This is a genomic window from Candidatus Zixiibacteriota bacterium, from assembly GCA_016933955.1.
Classification (GTDB): Bacteria; Zixibacteria; MSB-5A5; order GN15; family PGXB01; genus JAFGTT01.
Window position 1 is genome coordinate 14,263 of sequence record JAFGTT010000010.1, and the last position, 18,367, is coordinate 32,629.

At 49.4% G+C, this 18,367-nt stretch carries 20 protein-coding genes; 17 read left to right on the forward strand and 3 right to left on the reverse strand.

Annotated elements, in window-relative coordinates:
* The first annotated feature begins 15 nt into the window (after positions 1–15).
* The 6 genes from rpoZ to JXQ28_02960 all read left to right on the forward strand — a co-directional run bounded on the left by rpoZ (position 16) and on the right by JXQ28_02960 (position 5,838).
* Positions 16–249, forward strand: a complete 234-nt coding sequence (gene rpoZ / locus JXQ28_02935) for a DNA-directed RNA polymerase subunit omega (GenBank protein ID MBN2276682.1) — start codon at positions 16–18, stop codon at positions 247–249.
* A gap of 7 nt (positions 250–256) precedes the next feature.
* A complete protein-coding gene (gene topA, locus JXQ28_02940) occupies positions 257–2,512 on the forward strand; it encodes a type I DNA topoisomerase (GenBank protein MBN2276683.1) in 2,256 nt (751 codons plus the stop codon).
* 75 nt (positions 2,513–2,587) lie between these two features.
* On the forward strand, positions 2,588–3,478 hold the full coding sequence (locus JXQ28_02945; GenBank protein ID MBN2276684.1) for a tyrosine-type recombinase/integrase: 891 nt from the start codon (positions 2,588–2,590) through the stop codon (positions 3,476–3,478).
* A 12-nt stretch (positions 3,479–3,490) separates the two neighbouring features.
* Positions 3,491–4,030: an ATP-dependent protease subunit HslV gene (gene hslV / locus JXQ28_02950; GenBank protein ID MBN2276685.1), complete on the forward strand. Its 540-nt coding sequence runs from the start codon at positions 3,491–3,493 to the stop codon at positions 4,028–4,030.
* Positions 4,027–5,388, forward strand: coding sequence for an ATP-dependent protease ATPase subunit HslU (hslU, locus tag JXQ28_02955; protein MBN2276686.1), 1,362 nt, complete (start codon positions 4,027–4,029; stop codon positions 5,386–5,388). The genes hslV and hslU overlap by 4 nt, the downstream gene beginning before the upstream one ends.
* Positions 5,389–5,454: 66 nt before the next feature.
* Positions 5,455–5,838 (forward strand): hypothetical protein, encoded by a 384-nt coding sequence (locus tag JXQ28_02960; GenBank protein ID MBN2276687.1) that lies wholly within the window; start codon positions 5,455–5,457, stop codon positions 5,836–5,838.
* A 29-nt stretch (positions 5,839–5,867) separates the two neighbouring features.
* Here JXQ28_02960 and JXQ28_02965 read toward each other — a convergent pair whose 3' ends face one another.
* Complete coding sequence (locus JXQ28_02965) at positions 5,868–6,233, reverse strand: PilZ domain-containing protein (GenBank protein MBN2276688.1); 366 nt, start codon at positions 6,231–6,233, stop codon at positions 5,868–5,870.
* A 273-nt stretch (positions 6,234–6,506) separates the two neighbouring features.
* On the opposite strand from JXQ28_02965, the gene JXQ28_02970 reads away from it, so the two are divergent.
* The 3 genes from JXQ28_02970 (at position 6,507) to JXQ28_02980 (ending at position 8,542) form a co-directional block, all read left to right on the forward strand.
* On the forward strand, positions 6,507–7,133 hold the full coding sequence (locus JXQ28_02970) for a hypothetical protein (protein ID MBN2276689.1): 627 nt from the start codon (positions 6,507–6,509) through the stop codon (positions 7,131–7,133).
* Positions 7,134–7,327: 194 nt separating this feature from the next.
* The gene (locus JXQ28_02975; GenBank protein MBN2276690.1) at positions 7,328–7,678 is read left to right on the forward strand and encodes an EF-hand domain-containing protein; all 351 of its coding nucleotides are present in this window, start codon (positions 7,328–7,330) and stop codon (positions 7,676–7,678) included.
* A gap of 111 nt (positions 7,679–7,789) precedes the next feature.
* The gene (locus JXQ28_02980) at positions 7,790–8,542 is read left to right on the forward strand and encodes a winged helix-turn-helix domain-containing protein (protein MBN2276691.1); all 753 of its coding nucleotides are present in this window, start codon (positions 7,790–7,792) and stop codon (positions 8,540–8,542) included.
* Between the two features lie 56 nt (positions 8,543–8,598).
* On the opposite strand, the gene JXQ28_02985 is transcribed toward JXQ28_02980, so the two are convergent.
* Positions 8,599–9,189: a hypothetical protein gene (locus JXQ28_02985; GenBank protein ID MBN2276692.1), complete on the reverse strand. Its 591-nt coding sequence runs from the start codon at positions 9,187–9,189 to the stop codon at positions 8,599–8,601.
* 170 nt (positions 9,190–9,359) lie between these two features.
* On the opposite strand from JXQ28_02985, the gene argF reads away from it, so the two are divergent.
* From argF to JXQ28_03025, 8 genes are all read left to right on the forward strand, one after another.
* Entirely contained in the window at positions 9,360–10,262 is a 903-nt protein-coding gene (gene argF, locus JXQ28_02990; protein MBN2276693.1) for an ornithine carbamoyltransferase, read from the forward strand.
* Positions 10,263–10,319: 57 nt separating this feature from the next.
* Positions 10,320–11,171, forward strand: a complete 852-nt coding sequence (locus tag JXQ28_02995; GenBank protein ID MBN2276694.1) for a hypothetical protein — start codon at positions 10,320–10,322, stop codon at positions 11,169–11,171.
* Positions 11,172–11,239: 68 nt separating this feature from the next.
* Complete coding sequence (locus JXQ28_03000) at positions 11,240–11,713, forward strand: PaaI family thioesterase (protein ID MBN2276695.1); 474 nt, start codon at positions 11,240–11,242, stop codon at positions 11,711–11,713.
* 131 nt (positions 11,714–11,844) lie between these two features.
* Positions 11,845–14,580 (forward strand): M20/M25/M40 family metallo-hydrolase, encoded by a 2,736-nt coding sequence (locus tag JXQ28_03005; GenBank protein ID MBN2276696.1) that lies wholly within the window; start codon positions 11,845–11,847, stop codon positions 14,578–14,580.
* Between the two features lie 5 nt (positions 14,581–14,585).
* Positions 14,586–15,701, forward strand: a complete 1,116-nt coding sequence (locus tag JXQ28_03010) for a hypothetical protein (GenBank protein ID MBN2276697.1) — start codon at positions 14,586–14,588, stop codon at positions 15,699–15,701.
* A 192-nt stretch (positions 15,702–15,893) separates the two neighbouring features.
* Positions 15,894–16,703, forward strand: a complete 810-nt coding sequence (locus JXQ28_03015; protein ID MBN2276698.1) for a hypothetical protein — start codon at positions 15,894–15,896, stop codon at positions 16,701–16,703.
* Positions 16,704–16,759: 56 nt separating this feature from the next.
* Positions 16,760–16,945: a 4Fe-4S binding protein gene (locus JXQ28_03020; GenBank protein MBN2276699.1), complete on the forward strand. Its 186-nt coding sequence runs from the start codon at positions 16,760–16,762 to the stop codon at positions 16,943–16,945.
* Positions 16,932–18,113: an NAD(P)/FAD-dependent oxidoreductase gene (locus tag JXQ28_03025; protein ID MBN2276700.1), complete on the forward strand. Its 1,182-nt coding sequence runs from the start codon at positions 16,932–16,934 to the stop codon at positions 18,111–18,113. Before JXQ28_03020 ends, JXQ28_03025 begins: the two co-directional genes overlap by 14 nt.
* A 12-nt stretch (positions 18,114–18,125) precedes the next feature.
* Here the strand turns inward: JXQ28_03025 and JXQ28_03030 are convergent, their stop codons facing one another.
* Complete coding sequence (locus tag JXQ28_03030; GenBank protein MBN2276701.1) at positions 18,126–18,353, reverse strand: 30S ribosomal protein S20; 228 nt, start codon at positions 18,351–18,353, stop codon at positions 18,126–18,128.
* Between the last annotated feature and the right edge of the window lie 14 nt (positions 18,354–18,367).

The following is an 18,367-nucleotide window of genomic DNA, read 5'->3' on the forward strand; positions in this document are numbered from 1 at the left end:
TTCATTGGAGGAATAATGGGGAGAGTATCATTCAAAGATGTCGACAAAATGACAAAAAATCGCTATGAGGCGGTTCTGATTGCCGCCCAGCGGGCGCGTCAGATAAATTCCATGAGGCTGGCCCAGCTGGAAAGAATGGCCGAAGAGGATATAACGATTGATGGCCGCAAGGTAACCACGATTGCTCTCCAGGATCTGGCCCAGGGCAAGTTAAAATTTCGCAGAACCGAAGAAGAGGAAATTTCCTGATTAGAACATGGCAAAGAATCTCCTGATAGTTGAGTCGCCGGCCAAGTCGAAGACGCTCAAAAGGTTTCTGGGGCGCGGTTTTGAAATTCTGGCGACCATCGGTCATATTAAAGACCTGCCGAAATCCAAACTCGGGGTAGATACCGATAACGGATTTTCTGTCCATTATGAGACGATAAAGGGCAAGAGCAAGGTCCTCAAGAAATTGAAGGAATCGGCCCAAAAGTCGGAAACGGTTTATCTGGCTCCCGACCCGGATCGGGAAGGCGAGGCGATTGCCTGGCACGTGGCGCAGGAATTGAAAGGAACGGGCGAAATAGTGCGCGTCACTTTCAATGAAATCACGAAGTCTGCGGTTCTGGAAGCGCTGAAAAACAAGCGAGAGATCGATGAAAATCTGGTCAATGCCCAGCAGGCCCGCCGGGTGCTGGATCGCCTGGTCGGCTATAAGGTCTCGCCGTTTCTCTGGAAAACGATTGCTTACGGTTTATCGGCCGGGCGAGTGCAGTCGGTGGCCCTTCGGATTATATGCGAGCGGGAAGAGGCTATCGGTGATTTTGTCGAAGAGGAATACTGGGAAATCGAGGCTCTTCTGGCGGATAAAAATAAGGTTCAGATACTCTCCCGACTGGTCAAGATAGACAATCAAAAACCTAAAATAGAAAATAAAGAGCAGGCCAATAATATCGCCGCCGATCTGGAAAAGGCGGAGTTTATTGTATCATCGGTCACCAAAGCGGAGCGCAAACGGAAACCGTCACCGCCCTTTATTACCAGCACTCTGCAACAGGAAGCGGCTCGCCGGTTCTATTTCACGCCCAAAAAAACGATGATGATCGCCCAGCAACTTTATGAAGGAGTGGAACTGGGGGACGAGGGTCCGACCGGCCTGATTACATATATGCGAACCGACTCCACCCGGATTGCCGAATCGGCTCTGACGGCCGTAAGGGTGTTTATCAAGGATACTTACGGCGATGCCTACCTGCCCAAGAGCGCTGTCAGATACAAAGCTCGCAAGGGAAGCCAGGATGCCCATGAGGCGATTCGTCCGACCTATATGGATCATTCTCCGGACAAAGTGAAAAAACTGCTGACCAAAGAGCAGTTTAAAATTTACAGCCTTATCTGGGACAGGTTTGTCGCCAGCCAGATGTCCCCGGGAGTGTATGATACGACTTCGGTGGATATCGGCGCCGGCAAATACCTTTTCAACGCGAGGGCCCAGGCTCTTAAATTCGATGGGTTCTTAAAATTATATCAGGAAGCAAAAGATAACGGTAATGGAAATGGTAATGGTAATGGCGAGGAACCTCTGATTGATTATATTCCGCAACTGCATGAAGGAGACCGACTGAATCTGGTGGAATTAAAACCATCGCAACATTTCACCAAACCCCCGGCCCGTTTCACACAGGCCACGCTGGTGAAGATACTTGAAGCCGAGGGAATCGGGCGTCCCTCGACCTATGCCACGATTGTCTCCACTTTACTTGACCGGAAATATGTCGAATCCAAAGAGCGTCGTCTTTTTGCCACGGATTTGGGAAGGACGGTCAACAGGATTCTGGTGGACAGTTTCCCGGCCATATTCAGTGTCGAGTTCACGGCGCATATGGAGGATGATCTGGATCAGATCGAAACCGGCAAGGCCGACTGGGTCAAGGTGATCCGGGAGTTTTATAATCCGTTCGATAAAAGGCTGGCAACATTATCCTCCAAGCAACAGGAAATCAAGGAATCCCTGACGGAAAAAACCGAAGAAATCTGTGAGAATTGCGGTTCTCCCATGGTGATTAAATGGGGCCGCAATGGCCGTTTTCTGGCCTGCTCCGGATACCCGGAATGTAAAACGACCCGTCCTCTGGCCGGGGAGACCGAGGAGGTTGTGAAGACCGATGAGAAATGCGAGAAATGCGGTTCTCCGATGGTCGTCAAGACCGGGCGGTTCGGCAAGTTTCTGGCCTGTTCGGCCTATCCGACCTGCAAAACAACCAGACCTCTTCCGACCGGGGTAAAATGCCCCCGGGAGGGATGCGGCGGTGATGTGGTCGTGAAGAGATCCAAGCGCGGAAAAGTCTTTTACGGATGCAGTAATTACCCGAAATGCGATTTTGTGGCCTGGTACAAGCCGGTCAATAAGACTTGTCCGCAGTGTCAGAATAATTATATGTACGAGAAGGTTTCTCAGAAGCGAGGAACCTATCTGGCCTGTCCGACCTGCAAGCATAAGGTTTATCTGGAGACCGAGGAAAAAGAATAATCCTTTCGGTCGTCATTTGTTCCGCTCAAATCCAATTTTAATTGACCTGCGTATCATTATGGGGTATTATTTGATATGCTCAAAAAGGCCCTTGAAAACTATTTAAGATATCTGGCTGAAAAACGTCGTCTTTCTCCGGGTTCGGTTGAAACCTATCGTTACCATCTTACCCCCTGGATTGATTTTCTTGAACAGGAATATCCCCCCGGTTCACCGGATTCCAAAATAACCGCTATTCTTTTAAGGAAATACCTGGCCGGAAGACGCCGGGAATCGATCTCGCTTCGGACGCTGGCCGGTTTTATTTCGGCCCTGTCCGTTTTCCAGAAGTACCTGGCCGCCGAAAAAAAATATGAGAGTTATCTCTGTAAACTTGGCCGGCTTAAATACACCCAGAAAATCCCGGATTTTTTATCCCAGAAGGAGGCCGGAGAGCTTTTTGATCTTATCGGCCGCGATAATTATCCGGCCTGGCGTGATTATATGATGGTGTCGCTGTTTTACCTGTCCGGGATAAGACGGGCCGAGATGGCAGGCCTGAAACTGAGCCATATTGATTTTTCCAGAAGAATTATGAATGTTCTGGGCAAGGGCAATAAAGAGCGGATGGTTCCATACGGAACCTCACTGGCCGTGGATTTGGAACACTACCTGGCCGTTCGAGAGAGTTTTATTTCCGGAAAGGATAACCATCACGGTCATCTTTTTTTGAATTACCTGGGTGGACCCCTGACGGTTCGATCGATCGACCGGATAGTCGGGAAATATTGCGCCCGGTTGGGGAAGCGAGTTACGCCGCATATGCTTCGTCACAGTTTCGCGACCCATATGCTGGAAAACGGGGCCGATATTCTGGCCATAAAGGAACTTTTAGGTCACAGTTCTCTGGCTACCACCCAGAAATATACGCATGTCACCACCGAGCAATTGAAGACGGTATACCGTAAGGCTCATCCGCGAGCCTGACACGAGGGAATGATTATGAGAATGCATGCAACGACAATATTATGTTTAAGGTACAAAGGGGTCGTGGCCATCGGCGGCGACGGGCAGGTTACTTTCGGTGATACGGTCATGAAATCGAAGGCGATCAAAATCCGGAAGATTTACGGAGATACCATTCTAACCGGGTTTGCCGGGGCGGCGGCAGATGCCATGGCGCTGTTCGAGCGATTCGAGGCCAAAATCGAGGAATTTGCCGGGAATCTGCCACGGGCGGCGGTCGAACTGGCCAAAGAGTGGCGGACCGATAAGTACCTTCAAAAACTGGAAGCTCTTCTGGCCGTGGCCGATAAGAAAAATTCATTGCTCATATCGGGCACCGGCGAGGTGGTCGAACCAGACGACGGTATTCTGGCTATCGGTTCCGGTGGACCGTATGCTCTGGCCGCGGCCAGGGCGATCATAGCACTTAATCCGAAAATGTCGGCCGAGGAGATCGTCCGCAAGGCTCTTGAAATAACCGCCGAAATCTGCATTTACACCAATGAACATATCACCGTGGATACCATAAAATGATCAATAAAGAAATTCTGACTCCCCGCGAAATTGTCGAACATCTCGACAAATATATCATCGGCCAGGATAAGGCCAAGAAATCGGTCGCCATTGCCCTTCGCAATCGCTGGCGCCGCCGCGAGGTGACCGGCGAAATCGGGCGGGAAATTCTGCCCAATAATATTCTTATGATTGGTCCGACGGGGGTCGGAAAAACCGAAATCGCCCGGCGTCTGGCCGATATGGCCGGGGCGCCGTTTATGAAGGTCGAGGCCTCGAAGTTTACCGAAGTCGGCTATGTCGGGCGGGATGTCGAGTCGATGGTCCGCGATCTGGTTGATCTGGCCGTTAATATGGTCAAGCAGAAAAGGTCCGAGGAAGTGGCCCAGAAAGCCCGTGAAAATACTAATGAAAAGATACTTGATCTGCTGTTACCGCCGAATCGAAAATCTCTGCCTGTGCCGGGGCAGGAAGTAAAGGCCGAGGAACCGAAAATCCAGGATAGCGGGACTCGGGAGAAATTCCGGCAGAAACTGGCGGAGGGCAAGCTTGAGGAGCGGATTATCGAACTGGATGCTCCGCAGGATCGTTTTCCGGTGGTGGAGATTTTTTCCCCGATGGGCATGGAGGAACTGGGGATTAATTTCCAGGAAATGTTTTCCGGGTTGATGCCCAAGAAAACCAAGCGGCGGAAAATGACGGTGGCCGAGGCGAGGAAATTTATCTATTCCGAGGAGCTTTCCAAGCTGGTTAATATGGATGATGTCATCACCGATGCTCTTGAGCTGGCTCAGGAGGCCGGGATTATCTTTATCGATGAGATCGATAAAATCGCGGGGGAGAAATCCAAGGTCGGTCCCGATGTCTCCAGAGAGGGTGTTCAGCGGGATATTCTGCCGATTGTCGAGGGATCGGCGGTGATGACCAAATACGGGATGGTGATTACCGATCATATTCTTTTCATTGCGGCCGGGGCTTTCCATTCCTCGAAACCGTCCGACCTGATTCCCGAATTGCAGGGCCGGTTTCCGATTCGGGTGGAACTGGAATCGTTGACCTCGGAGGATTTCGTGAGGATTCTTTCCGAGCCCAAAAACGCCCTGGTGAAGCAGTATATCGCCCTGATGGAGGCTGATGGGGTTCAATTGGTGTTTGAAAGCAAGGCGCTTAATCGTATTGCCGAGATTGCCGAGCAGGTCAATACGGAGACCGAAAACATCGGGGCCCGCCGGCTTCATACGGTCATGTCGACTCTTCTTGAGGACATCATGTTCGATGCTCCCGGGAAAAGCAAACGGATCAAAATCACCGCGGCTCTGGTGGATAAACGTCTGAAGGAAATTATCCAGAGTGAGGATTTGAGCCGGTATATTTTGTAGCGGATTTTAATTGCATTATAAAAAGGGTGCGAGGGTCGCACCGGTTTATTTAAAGGAGATCAGATCATGACACGCGGGACCTTCGCGACCGCTATTAACTGTATGGACGGCCGGGTACAACTCCCGGTGATCAACTTCATGAAGGAAAGATACAAAGTTGATCATGTCGATAAAATAACCGCCCAGGGTCCGATAAAAATTCTATCGGAAAACAGGGATATGAAGATCGTCGAGGCCATTCGGGAACGCGTCGCCATTTCGGTCGAACAGCATGGTTCGAAAGTAATCGCCATCACCGGTCATCATGATTGTGCCGGGAATCCGGTGGATCGGGGTATCCAGCTGAAACAACTGGATAAGACGGCCGCCCTGGTGAGAGGCTGGGGATTTAAGGCGGAGATTATCAAGCTATGGATTGATGAAAACTGGGAGGTCACTCCGGTCGAGTAATCGAAAAATACAATCCCATTTCAAGTCGATCAGCGCGAAATATAATTGGCCAGATTCAAAAATTCCGGGCTGTTGATAAGCATTTCAATAATCTTTCTGATGTCATCGGAGACGTTTTTCAACTGGAATCCGGCCCGGTAATAATAGGAGTCGTCATCCTTGCGACTCCACAGATTGCAGGCCTCGAAGGTTAATTCCGTGACGCCGTTAATACTCACGGGTAATTCCAGCCTGAGGTGAACCGGCCCGGTAGCGGTGATATTTTTATCCCCGATTAACATAATGCCTTCGGTCGAGATATCTACCAGGTTCCCGAATGGCTGTCGGGTGTCCAGATTGAAGACATTAATTCTGATACCCGGACGGGCCCGCTCATGTTTTCTGCGATCATTCATAGGTTGTCCCTTATATCCGAAGAGTGCCGATGTTGATACCTGATGCCGATTTCGATCACACCTTATGGGCATGAAGACTGTATCAACATGTCTATTTTAATTATCGACAGGCAGGGCTGTTATTTTAATTAAACCAGCCGATCTGTCGATGGCGATAAGATTATCACTTTCAATTTCATTTCTTTGCCATATATCGGATTTGCCGCGGCGTATAGATATTAAGTGTATGAGACTCATCAAAATACGGACAGCCCGGGTGAGGGCCCGACTGAATTGGAGGCGGAAGAAGGCGATGAAGAAGGTTTCGGTGAACTTCTGAAGTTCACCCTGCCGGGATTTATCGCGGCTTTTATTGCCGGAATCTTTCTGGATCAATTGGGTTTTCAAAAAAGCGGAGTCGGGCAGTGGTTGATCCGAACTCTGGCCGGGGAAGGAGAATCTCTTTTTGAAGGCATCTTCTCCCTGCGCCGGCGATTGACTCGGGCGGCCGGATCGATGGCCGAAGCCTATGGGTGGGGGAAATTACTGGGAATGCTGGTTCCTTGGCTGGTTGACTGGGGAAGCCGTCTGGCCGGAGTCGATGTCTATGGAGTCGATAGCTTTTATATTCCCTATTTTTATGCCATGTCGGACCAGATCGGGGCCAATATTTCCGGCTCGATATATCTCCGTAAAAAGGAAGGTTCCTGGCGATCGGCCGCTGGCAAATACTTCCGTCATCCGGTTATGCTGACCAGCCTGGCGATCATTCTAATTGTCCCCGTCGGGCTTTTATTGGTCCGTTTATCTGGATTCAGTCCGACCACCCAGAAATATACCGCCCTTGAGACCATCGCCGCCAATCTCTGCTGGCTTCCGGTCGTGGTTGGCTGGCTGGCGGATCGCAAATCCGCCAAATAGAAAGGTGAAACAATATTTTCCGGCCACTTTGATTTCCGAATCCATTTCTCGAACATGTATCCTCCGTTACAATTTGAAACAATTAAACCCCTTGATTTTACGAAAGTCTGCCGGATTCCAACCGAGATTATCATCAGGTATGGGAAAATTCCGACACCGATCGGAAAGTAGAAAACAACCCACAGGAGGTAAACATGATTAGCGAAGTCCAGAGCAACATGAGTATGTCGTCGGACATGATGTTGCAGATGCGCGAAGAAATGTTCGCGAAAATCGATCTGAACGGCGACGGTCAACTGGATCAGGATGAAATCCAGCAAATGATGAATCAGAGACCGGCGCCTTCGGAGCACGCGCTGAACGCCGAGGAATTCCTGGCGCAAGTGGATACGGATGGCGACGGCGTGATCAGCAAAGAGGAATTCGAGGCGATGGAGCCACCCAAGCCGCCGACCTACAATCTGGCTGATATTATGGGTGAAGGAAACTCCCAGGAATCGATAGAGTCCCGGATGACGGGCAGCCTGCTGGATATTCTAAGCTGAACGATCCCTTCTCATCTCTCTATCAAGGCAGAATGATTTTTTACTTATTCTGCCTTTTTTTATTTTTATTTAATTAGTCTTTTTTGGTCCAGCGGTGTCATAAATTAAGATATGGATCAATTATATACCGGTTTTAAACTGCAGTCACCGATCAGATATGGGGTGCTGGTGGTCCGAACCCACGATCAGGGGATCCTGGCCGACCGAACCTGTTTTACCGCATCCGGTTTCACGATCCTTGAAGAAATCGGCCCGGGGGATTTCAAGCGGGTTGTCAAGGATATCCGGCCCGATATCGTTCTTATAATCGGTGAGCTGAAAACTTATCATGATGTCGCCATATGTCGGGAGATTTGCGGCGGTTTCAATGGATTAGTGGTGGCTGTGGCGGTCAACGACGCCACCCAATTCGAATCTGTTATCCTTGAAAACGGCGCCGATGATTTTATAAGCGGTCGGTTTTCAATCGATAGTCTTCTGGCCCGTATGAAAGCCCTTATTCGCCGGACCCAGAGCCCAGCCAGTCAGACCGGAAATGGTCATAATGGCAACGGCCTCATCAGGATCGGAGATCTGGAGATTAATGGTACAGGTCGAATGGCCAGCCTTGATAATCGTGAAATCCCGCTGACGACGGCAGAATTCGACCTGCTATGGCTTTTGGCCAGCCGCCCGAATCAAATTGTTTCCCGGGATGAGTTATATCGGGAACTTATGCGGATTGAGTATGATGGTCTTGACCGATGTGTCGATCTGAGGGTTTGCCGCCTGAGAAAAAAACTGGGCGATTGCGGTAAAAAACCGCGAATGATCAAATCCGTTCGAAGCGAAGGCTATGTTTTGGTAGGTGAGCAGCTTAAGTGAAGCTGTTTTTGGATTTTCTCGACAACAATTTCCCCGGAATTAATTTAAATAAAACATCAGGCCTGATGGATTTTGATATCTCCAAAAGTGGTCGAGGCCGTAATCTGGAGTTTATCGGGAGCCGAATCATAATCCTCGGTGCTGGCGGTCAGGCCGGCCGAAAATCCCGAAGCGGCCTTACCGAATAAGTAAATATCTCCCATGGTCGATGAAGCGTAGGCGCTGGCCGCCATATCCGAAGGGACGATAATGGTAACATCGCCAAAAGTGCTCGCTATAACAAGGCGATTGGCACCGGACCGGAGTATTCCGCCGGCCAGGTTAATGGAAATGTCGCCAAAAACGCAGGAATAACTTCGACCGTCAATATCCATCCCCCGGGCCTCAATATTAATGTCCCCGAAAACGTGGGAATGCCCGGTTCGGGAGTCATTTCCGATCTTAATATTGACATCATCATACATCGATGTCGTCTTATTCCGGCGTTTTCTGAAAATCAGGGCGATACCGATTATTATCAGAAGCAGGGGCCAGAGGTCACGAAACAGGTGTCGAGTCGGATAGTGGATGATATCCAGGTTATTCAGTAAAATCCACAGGCCCAGGACGAGAATAACCGCTCCCCAGAATTCCTTACGTTTGAACATATTTAATCCTCCATTGGATTGGGATACGTCTATTTTAACCAAAATGTTGCGATATGCAAGAGAAACCTGGATGGTCGGATTCAATTATTCCGGGCAACTATTACAATCTTGACACAGGCGGATTCGGAGTATTATATTCGTCGGCTTTTAAAAGATGGAAAGGAGGGCGCATGCCCAGATCATTTACCGAGATCACCGATTTGACCGCCGGTGAAATTCATGAGGTTTTCGAGTTATGCCGGAAGATGAAATCCGGCGAGATAACGCCCCGGCCGCTGGCCGGGAAATCAGTCGCCTGTATCTTCACTAAACCGTCCCTGCGAACCCGGATATCTTTTGAGGTGGGAATTAACGAGTTGGGGGGGAATGCCCTCTACGTTACCGATAATGAGATCCAGATCGGCAAGCGCGAATCGGTTCATGATGTGGCCAAAGTTCTTTCTCGATTCGTGGGATTGATCATGATTAGGACCTTCGCCCATACCGATGTGACCGGACTGGCCAAATATGCCACGGTTCCGATTGTCAACGGGTTAACCGACCTGGTCCATCCCTGCCAGATCATGGGGGACTATTTTACGCTTCTTGAACACCGCCGCAAAGACCGTTTTGCCATCGCCTATCTTGGTGACGGCAACAATATTGCCAACAGCTGGCTTAACCTGGCCAGCCGGATTCCCCTTGATCTTCGGATCGGAACGGCCCAAGAAACGCCGCCGAATAAAGCCCTTTTGGAACGAGCTCGGGCCAACAAGGAGAGCCGGATTACAATAACCGAGGATCCTAAAGAAGCCGTCAAGGATGCCGATGTTATCTATACGGATGTCTGGGCCTCAATGGGCCAGAAAGACTTATTAGAGGAGAAGCAAAGGTTATTACGTAAATTCCAGGTAAATGCGGCGCTATTGGCCGGAGCCAGCTCCGATGTGTTGGTTATGCACTGCCTGCCGGCTGAGCGGGGGAGGGAAATTACCGACGAGGTTATGGATGGTTCTCACTCGGTCGTCTTCGACGAGGCGGAAAACCGACTGCACATCCAGAAAGCAATCATGACCTTCCTGCTCGAGCATTAGGAATCATTGCCGTCATGGCCGGCACCCGGTTAAGAGGGCCGCGAAAGGAGATGCCGTATGCGTTCAAAATTCAGTCTTCCGGGATTCGGCCTTGTTTTGATGGCGATCCTCGCGTTGATGTTCGCAGGATGCTCGGATGACAGCACAACCGTCATCTATGACGACAGCCTGACCAATGGTGATCCCGAAGATCCGGAATTTCTTCTGGTACAGGATCGGGTGAACGATTTCTTCACTCAGACACAGGAAGATTTCCTGCTCGGGTTTGAAAATATTTACCAGTTGCCGACCGATACCGAAGAAGTCCGTAATATGTACGGTCCTATGGGACCGGAGGATATCGTCAATTATGTTTATGCCAATGGCTGGCATATTACGTATGTCGAACGCAATAACGCCTATTTCAACGATTTCTTCCATGATTCCGTGCAATTTCAGATCGACAGCGAACCGGTGGAAGAACCGACCGGGCTCGATCTCCTGCATTACATTCGGTACTGCGGGTATGCAACCAATGTGACCGATGAGACGCATACGGATTACAATGGCCATGTCGATCTGATCTTTGAAGATCTTGACACGGAAACCTGCACAATCAATGGCACCAACAGCAAGCTACTCGAATATACTTATATATGTCCCGAATCGACCGTGGTGTCGACATATGACTTCGACAATACGATAAGTGATGTCAATGTAAATGAGGTTCCGTCTTATGGCTGGTCCGGCAGTTATCCGGTTACCGGCGAGATGGTCATCACCGTCGCTCAAGTTCGCGATGTCGATTATGGTTCCGGCAGTCAAATCACGGTTCGTAACTGGTCGGTTTCGGTTGAAATTGAAGATGGTGTTGCGGCAGTGCGGGTGGTCAGCGATGATTTAGTCTGGGATTATGAGATGGAGCTTTGATCCTTGAATCCGGAAAAGACACTATTAAACGGTAATATAAAACCCGGCCTTGCAGCCGGGTTTTTTTGTTGATTGACAGTTTTCTGAAAATCAGTAAATTAAAATATATGAAGGAAATAGCCAAATATTCAGGATGTTTTATTTGCGGTGAAAAAAATTCTATCGGTCTGAAATCTCGCTTTTATTTTACCGGAGAAAAGGCGATCACCGATGTCGTTGCGGAGAAGCAGTATGAAGGTTATCTGGGTATTTATCACGGCGGGATAACCGCGGCATTGCTCGATGAGGTCATGATTAAAGCCTTGCTGGCCCGTGAAATATATGCCTTGACGGTCGAATTGACGGTTCGTTTTCAAAAGGCTATTCGGATCGGCCAGAAGTTACATTTCGAAGGATACCTGGAATTACAGAAGGGTCGTCTGTTCGAAACCCGGGGGAAAGTTATGGTTGAGTCGGGAGACGTGGTCGCTTCGGCCAGCGGTAAATATCTCCGGGTCGATGGGGATATGCGCATGGAATTGATGGAATCTCTGGAACCGTGATAAAGACTCTGCGTATTGATTTATAACGGGCGAAATACCCAATGATAAAGCAAATTTACATATGTTGATATATTACCTCAGTTTTGATTGGAAGACCTCACCGCCGATAAATATTTTTTGAGAGCTGAATAATGGGTCCAGCCAGGATTTTTAACGGAATATTGTTGGTTTTTTGTCTGTTTTCAGCGGCCTATTCCGCGGATTTATATCTGCTGGATATTGATAGTTACCGTGAACTTGGTACGGCCCGGAGATTTGTCGATCACGCCCGGGGCCGGATCGGGTCCGGATTTGTTGTCGATCTTGATAAAACCACTGCGGGAGATATGGCGGCTGAGGGATTAAAGATCAGTCTGCTGGCAGAGGATATCGATTTCAATGGAGTTTATTATATCAGCCGGATTCACCCGGAACCATCCCAGACCGTTCTGGCTTTTGAACCTCTGGTTTCCGCCGATGGGCGGCATCTGGTGGAACTGGCTCCGGCCGAGGCAGGGATTTTGAAAAAAGACCGTTATACGGTCATTCCCGTATCGGGCCTGGAAACGCCCCTGTTTTATAACCCGCCGGTGGTCATGGCCGAATATGAGGATTATTATCCGCTGGATACGCTGGCCGATCGGGTCAGTCAGGATTCGCTGTACAGCTACGATACGCGTCTGGAGGCTTTTCAGACCAGATATATAACGACCGATTCCATTCTCGCCGCCCGGGATTGGCTGATCAGTAAATTTCAGGAATTCGGCTATACCGAGGTGAGTACCGATGTTTTTTATTATACCAGCGGGACGACATCATATGGTTGTTATAATGTCCTGTGTTATAAGCAGGGATCGGCGGAACCGGATAAACTGATAGTCATCGGAGGTCATTATGATTCTATCAATCACGATTCCCCGCCCACGATTTATGCCCCCGGGGCCGATGACAACGCCAGCGGAACGGCTGTGGTCCTTGAGATAGCCCGGATTCTTAAAGATGTGGACACCCGGAAATCATATCTTTTTGCGGCCTTCACGGCCGAGGAAGTGGGTTTGTTCGGTTCGCAACATGTGGCCTCGAATCTCTATGATGAGAATGCCGATGTCGAGTGTATGCTCAATTTCGATATGGTGGCATACAGCGAGGATGCCGTCAACGATGTTACTTTTTTCAGCGGCAGTGATCCGGTCTATGCCAATGTTTTGGCCGAAGCCGCCGGAAGGGTGACGACATTGTTGCCGTATTATGGTGGTGCGGCCGGCAATTCCGATCATGCTTCGTTCGATGATTATGGTTATCTGGTGGCCTATACCCAGGAGGGTGATTTCAATTATGACGGCTGGCATACCAATCTGGATATCAGCAGTCGGCTTGATTTCCCGTACTTCGAGGAGATCGTCCGGATGACGGCCGCGGCGGTGGGACATATCGATGTGGCCGCCAGTCCGACGCCGATCGATGAGATCCGGGATATCGGTGACGGGCAGTCTCTGCGTCTGATCTGGGACAATTGCGACAATACGTATTCGTATAAAATGCTCTTTGGGACCCAGTCGGGGGTCTATTCGGATACGGTGGATCTTATTACTCCGCCCTGCTCCTATGATTTAAACGGGCTGGAAACGGGAGTAGAATATTACTTTGCGGTTATGGGTATCAACCCGGATGGGATCGGTCCGCTTTATTTGATTGAGAACAGCGGGGCTTCATATATCGAGCCGCGGAAACCGACCGGCATAAGTGCGGAACCGGGGTATCGCAATATCAGTCTGAGCTGGAATCCCAATATGGAACTGGACTTAAGCCATTACCGTCTATTGCGCCGTCCTTCCGGAGGAACCTGGGCGGTTTTACAGGACGACCTGACGGAGACGGAATTCGAAGACAGTAATGCCGGCGGGCATATTGTCTATGAGTACCTGGTCCAGGCGATTGATAATGATTTCAATCTTTCCGACAGTTCGAATATTGTCAGCGCCATGGCGGCCACTTTTGACTACCCGCTGTTACTGGTCGATGAAACCGGATCGACGGGCTGGCTCAGTCCCTCCGAAAGCGCCCAAGCGGCCTTCTATGACAGTATTTTCACCGGTCTCGATTACGATAAGGTCAGCGTTGGAACGACGCCGGATCGTATCGACAGAATTACAGTCGGGCAATATGGTTCGATTTTCTGGGTCGATGATGATCAGACGGTGCAGGTTTTATCCAGTTCGGTGGATACTCTGAATTGGTATCTGGGGTACAATAACGATCTTTTTGCGGCAGGCTGGCAGACGATATATTATATGGCAACACCAGCCGCAATGTCGCCGGGCGGATTTTTATATGATAATTTCGGGATATCCGATCTGGATATGAACCTTGATTTCGATTTTATCGGGGCTGAGGGACAGAACGGCTGGCCGAGTGTTCAGACCCGGACGGATAATGCTATCGGCGGTCTGTTTCCCAATATTCCTGTTTTTGGTGTTAACCCGGGAGCCGAGGTAATATATACTTTTGATTCCGAAACCGATGATCCCGCGTTTGAAGGCCTTCCGGCCGGAGTGGCCTATGATACGCCGCAGGGCAAAAGAGTGGCGCTGGCTTTTCCGCTGTATCATCTGACCGAAGCGGGAGCCCAGGCTCTGATTGCCAGAGCGGCCGAGTATTTCGGCCTTCAGGATTATTACCTGTATGGCGATGTCAATCACAGCGGGAATATCAATATTATGGACGTTGCCTACCTGATCAGCTATTTGTACCGGGGCGGTCCAGCTCCGGTTGTTCTCAATCAGGGTGATCCCGACGGCAATTGTGAGACAAATATTCTTGACGGTGTGTATATAATCAACTATCTGTATAGAAAAGGACCGGAACCTCAGGCAGGATGTATTGAATAATTATTATGATCGGAAGATATATCGATCTGATTAAATACGCGTTGATTTTGATTATCCTGATTCCGGCGGGAGCCCATTCATTTCGGCTTCGGCAATTGGAATCGATTCCACTGGAGGGAGGGGCAAAAGTTTATGGACAGGCCTCGGGTAATATCGTTATTGCCTCGAAATCAGGATTGAAATTTTTTGATTGCCGCTGGAAACCTCGTTTTGAACTGGCTCCCGATTCAGCCGTGCGGAGTGTCGTGGCCGAAAGCGGTCTTTATTACGGTATCGAGGGGCAAATTCCGAGTCTCAATGGCCGGGCGCCAGTCAATATCATTAATATTTATAACGCCCGCCAGTTGCCTCTCTGGTCGGCCTATGATCTGGCGTCGGGGGAATATTACCTTTCACCCGATGGCAACTTTCTGGTGGTTGCGTCCGGAGCCGAGGGATTGAACGATTACGAATTGCTGATATATCATATTGATCGCCAGGTGATAAAAGTATCTATTGGATCTTTCGTTGGTCTCACAATTTCGTCCGACAGCAAATTCATTCTGGTCGATTGCGGTTCCAGAGGGGTAAGATTATTGAATTCCGATGGTAAGATTCTGGGGAAATACGATTACCAGAAAAAATATGCTTTTTCGGAAGACGGCCGCCTGGCGGGATTCTATGTCAACGGCCGGATAACAATAATTGAGCCGGGGAAAAACGAGCGCCGCCTGGACTTTCAAAAAACCCTTCTCAATGATATGGTCATTCGGGATGATCTAGGACGGCTGGCACTTGCTTTTTCTGATGAATTTATCATGGCAGACCTGAAGGATGGCAGAGTCCTTTGGAAATATCCTCCCAATATCAAGCTGGGCAAATATGTTTCCGCCGATATCTCTCCCAACGGTAAATTCGCGGCCGGCGGGGTTGACGTTTCCCGTGGAAGTGATGTCGATATTGCGGAGAGACATGTCCAGGGTTTTATCCATGTTTATGATATCGGTGGCCAGACGGTGGAGAAGTTTGAAGTCGGGTACAGCGGTTACGGTCAGGGAATGCCCGAGGTGGTTTTTTCTCCGGACAACCGGACAATAGTGGTACAGACGAAAGATTCACTCCATGTCATCGGTATTTATTAAAACCTGAATTGCTTTGCATATCACCTATTGCTTCTCCCTGATTGTTTTTTTTAATTCCCGCAACAAAGGTATATTCTCTTTTGCCAAAAGAGGTTAACATTTGTTGTTGCATGACTATTCCAAAGGATGCCTCCCGGCATCTCAATTGCTTGAAAAGCTCTAATAATTACATATTTCCCGAGGATTGTTGTCATGAAGCCAAATCTTAAAATTGTTCCGACTTCGGAAATTCTGCCCTTGACCGGTTTTAGCGAGAAGAAAGTCATTTATCTTAAGAATATTATCGAGAATTCGGAGTCAATAAAAAACCCACTGGCGCTGGCGGCGGTAGAACATAAGTATTTACTGCTCGAGGATGCGGCCTTGCTGGAAGCCATCCGGCGGGCAAATATCCACTTTGTTCCGGCCCAGGTGATTCGGCTGAAAAAGAATCTGAAAATATATGCCAATTTATTTGCCAAAGATCCTGTTGATTCCTGCTTGGATGATTTCCAAGCCAGATTCCCGCGTTCCTGCCGGTTTGTAAATGAAAGTGCTACCGGGGACTTCAATAATTCTCATACCATCTTTGCCCCCGGTTCGGGTAAACAGGATGAAAAAGTTTTGGCCATTAAGAAAACCGGGGCAGGTTACATTTCGCCCCTTGTCTTTGATTTCCTGGAATATCTCGCCTGTTCCTGCACCCTGATCGAAAAAATATTCCCGTCGGAATGGCGGGCGGTTAACCTGAAAAAACATGATCCCCCGGAACTCCTCCGCATTACCAATCTGACCGGCACCGATCTCCGTTTTTCGGGAATGAATGGTTATTTGCTTCCTTCCGGCAGTCTCAGGGTGGAATTCGGTAGCCGGATTATCGGCATAAATTTTCCGGTCCGGGTCCTCAATGAGGGCGTTCCTGCCCATCAGAAGGAGCAATTCCTTTACGACCTGGTCAACTTCCGATTGAAATCCGGATTCTCAGAGTATATCAAGAGCGGAGTCTACCTCCTGAATTACTGATTGATGTCCATTATTTAGTTGTCTCGCCGATGGCGCCATAATAAATTAATCGCGTTATGGTGGTGATATTCCAATCGCTTTGTCTGGAATGCGGGGGGTGTGTTCCCCTGTGTCCCGAAGGGGCCCTGTTTTTATCATTTGAAAAAATAGAATGCGATCAGGATCTTTGTACCATGTGCAGGGTCTGTATCGAATTTTGCCCCACCGGGGCCATAGGAGAGGATTCCCTTGTCGAGGTATGACGCGGTTATTATCGGGGCGGGACCGGCCGGGGCGATGGCGGCGCACGAAATCGCCGAAGCCGGGTTTAAGGTGCTGATCCTGGAGAAACACCATCGTCCCGGGCGGCCCCTGTGTTGTGCCGAGGCGGTGACCCGACAACCCCTTCATGACCTGCTGGAACCCCTTGAAAGCTGGATCAAAAGCCGTATCAACCGGGTGAAAGTATTTGGTCCCTGGGGATATTCGTTCGAGGTCTATCATCCGGAGGCCGGTTACATTCTGGATCGAACGGTTTTTGATTATGATCTGGCAAGCCGGGCGGTGGAAGCCGGTTGCCGTCTGGAATGCGAAACCATCGGCCTGAGACTGGAATGCGGGGAACGATTATTTTCAAAGCTTGAAATCCTTAAACCCGGCGGGGTCAAGAACATGGTGGAAGCCCCGATTTTTATTGCCGCCGATGGAGTCGAATCCGGAATCGCTCGCCGGGCGGGAATTGACAATGATATTGATCCGACCGAAGTTGAATCGTTGCTTCAATATCGGCTGGAGGATATCTCCCTCGATCCGGAAACCATGGAATTCCACATGGGTCATGACATCGCGCCGGGCGGCTATTTATGGGTTTTTCCCCGGTCCTCATCAGCAGCCAATGTCGGTCTGGGGATTACGATCAAGGGGCAGCGTTCGATAAGACTGGAGAATCTCCTGAACGGGTTTATAGAAAGTCGTTTTAAACATTCAAAGATTGTCGAGAAACACTGCGGCCTGGTACCCAAGTATCAGGGTCGGAAGGCGTTCCGGCGAGGCAATTTACTGGTGGTCGGGGATGCTGCCCGGGCTTTGGATTCTCTGACCGGGGCGGGGATCATTAATGCCATGAAATCGGGTCGTTATGCCGGCCGGGCGGCCGTCGAATATCTTTCGGGAAGAATTACCGGTATTGACGATATTGAGGAATTGTATCCGGGGCGGTTTTTTGAGGAAAAAGAGAAGGAACTGGATTTATATTTAAAATTGAGACAGATGTATTTGCGTCTTACTGACGATGAAATTAAAGATATTATTGAAGTTCTTGACAATTATTTTGGGGGTAAGACAGTCAGGAGTGTCAATGCCTTTAAACTGCTGGCCCATCTGACACGAACCAGACCGCGTTTGTTGCGGCTGGTTCGGCATTTAATCTAAAGCGGTCGGCGATTAAGCGGGCAGATTTTTGACAAAGGACATTAATTTGGATTTATCCCTGGCCGCCTTGTTTTTATGAATTACGCGATGCTGAGCTGCCTTATCTATGGCGCTGATGACACTGTTGATCATGTTCTCCGCTTCCGGGCGAGATTGGAGACTCCTCAGCGACTTGATCGACTTTTTCATAAACGAACGAGCATTGCGATTCCGCTCGCGCTGGATAGTCGATGTTTTCATCCTCTTCTTACAAG

What these genes read in the sequence shown, in the direction of transcription:
- rpoZ (MBN2276682.1), top strand. Translation starts at nt 16, where the DNA reads ATGGGGAGAGTATCATTCAAAGATGTCGACAAAATGACAAAAAATCGC.
- topA (MBN2276683.1), top strand. Translation starts at nt 257, where the DNA reads ATGGCAAAGAATCTCCTGATAGTTGAGTCGCCGGCCAAGTCGAAGACG.
- JXQ28_02945 (MBN2276684.1), top strand. Translation starts at nt 2,588, where the DNA reads ATGCTCAAAAAGGCCCTTGAAAACTATTTAAGATATCTGGCTGAAAAA.
- hslU (MBN2276686.1), top strand. Translation starts at nt 4,027, where the DNA reads ATGATCAATAAAGAAATTCTGACTCCCCGCGAAATTGTCGAACATCTC.
- JXQ28_02960 (MBN2276687.1), top strand. Translation starts at nt 5,455, where the DNA reads ATGACACGCGGGACCTTCGCGACCGCTATTAACTGTATGGACGGCCGG.
- JXQ28_02965 (MBN2276688.1), bottom strand. Translation starts at nt 6,233, where the DNA reads ATGAATGATCGCAGAAAACATGAGCGGGCCCGTCCGGGTATCAGAATT.
- JXQ28_02975 (MBN2276690.1), top strand. Translation starts at nt 7,328, where the DNA reads ATGATTAGCGAAGTCCAGAGCAACATGAGTATGTCGTCGGACATGATG.
- JXQ28_02980 (MBN2276691.1), top strand. Translation starts at nt 7,790, where the DNA reads ATGGATCAATTATATACCGGTTTTAAACTGCAGTCACCGATCAGATAT.
- JXQ28_02985 (MBN2276692.1), bottom strand. Translation starts at nt 9,189, where the DNA reads ATGTTCAAACGTAAGGAATTCTGGGGAGCGGTTATTCTCGTCCTGGGC.
- argF (MBN2276693.1), top strand. Translation starts at nt 9,360, where the DNA reads ATGCCCAGATCATTTACCGAGATCACCGATTTGACCGCCGGTGAAATT.
- JXQ28_02995 (MBN2276694.1), top strand. Translation starts at nt 10,320, where the DNA reads ATGCGTTCAAAATTCAGTCTTCCGGGATTCGGCCTTGTTTTGATGGCG.
- JXQ28_03005 (MBN2276696.1), top strand. Translation starts at nt 11,845, where the DNA reads ATGGGTCCAGCCAGGATTTTTAACGGAATATTGTTGGTTTTTTGTCTG.
- JXQ28_03010 (MBN2276697.1), top strand. Translation starts at nt 14,586, where the DNA reads ATGATCGGAAGATATATCGATCTGATTAAATACGCGTTGATTTTGATT.
- JXQ28_03015 (MBN2276698.1), top strand. Translation starts at nt 15,894, where the DNA reads ATGAAGCCAAATCTTAAAATTGTTCCGACTTCGGAAATTCTGCCCTTG.
- JXQ28_03020 (MBN2276699.1), top strand. Translation starts at nt 16,760, where the DNA reads ATGGTGGTGATATTCCAATCGCTTTGTCTGGAATGCGGGGGGTGTGTT.
- JXQ28_03030 (MBN2276701.1), bottom strand. Translation starts at nt 18,353, where the DNA reads ATGAAAACATCGACTATCCAGCGCGAGCGGAATCGCAATGCTCGTTCG.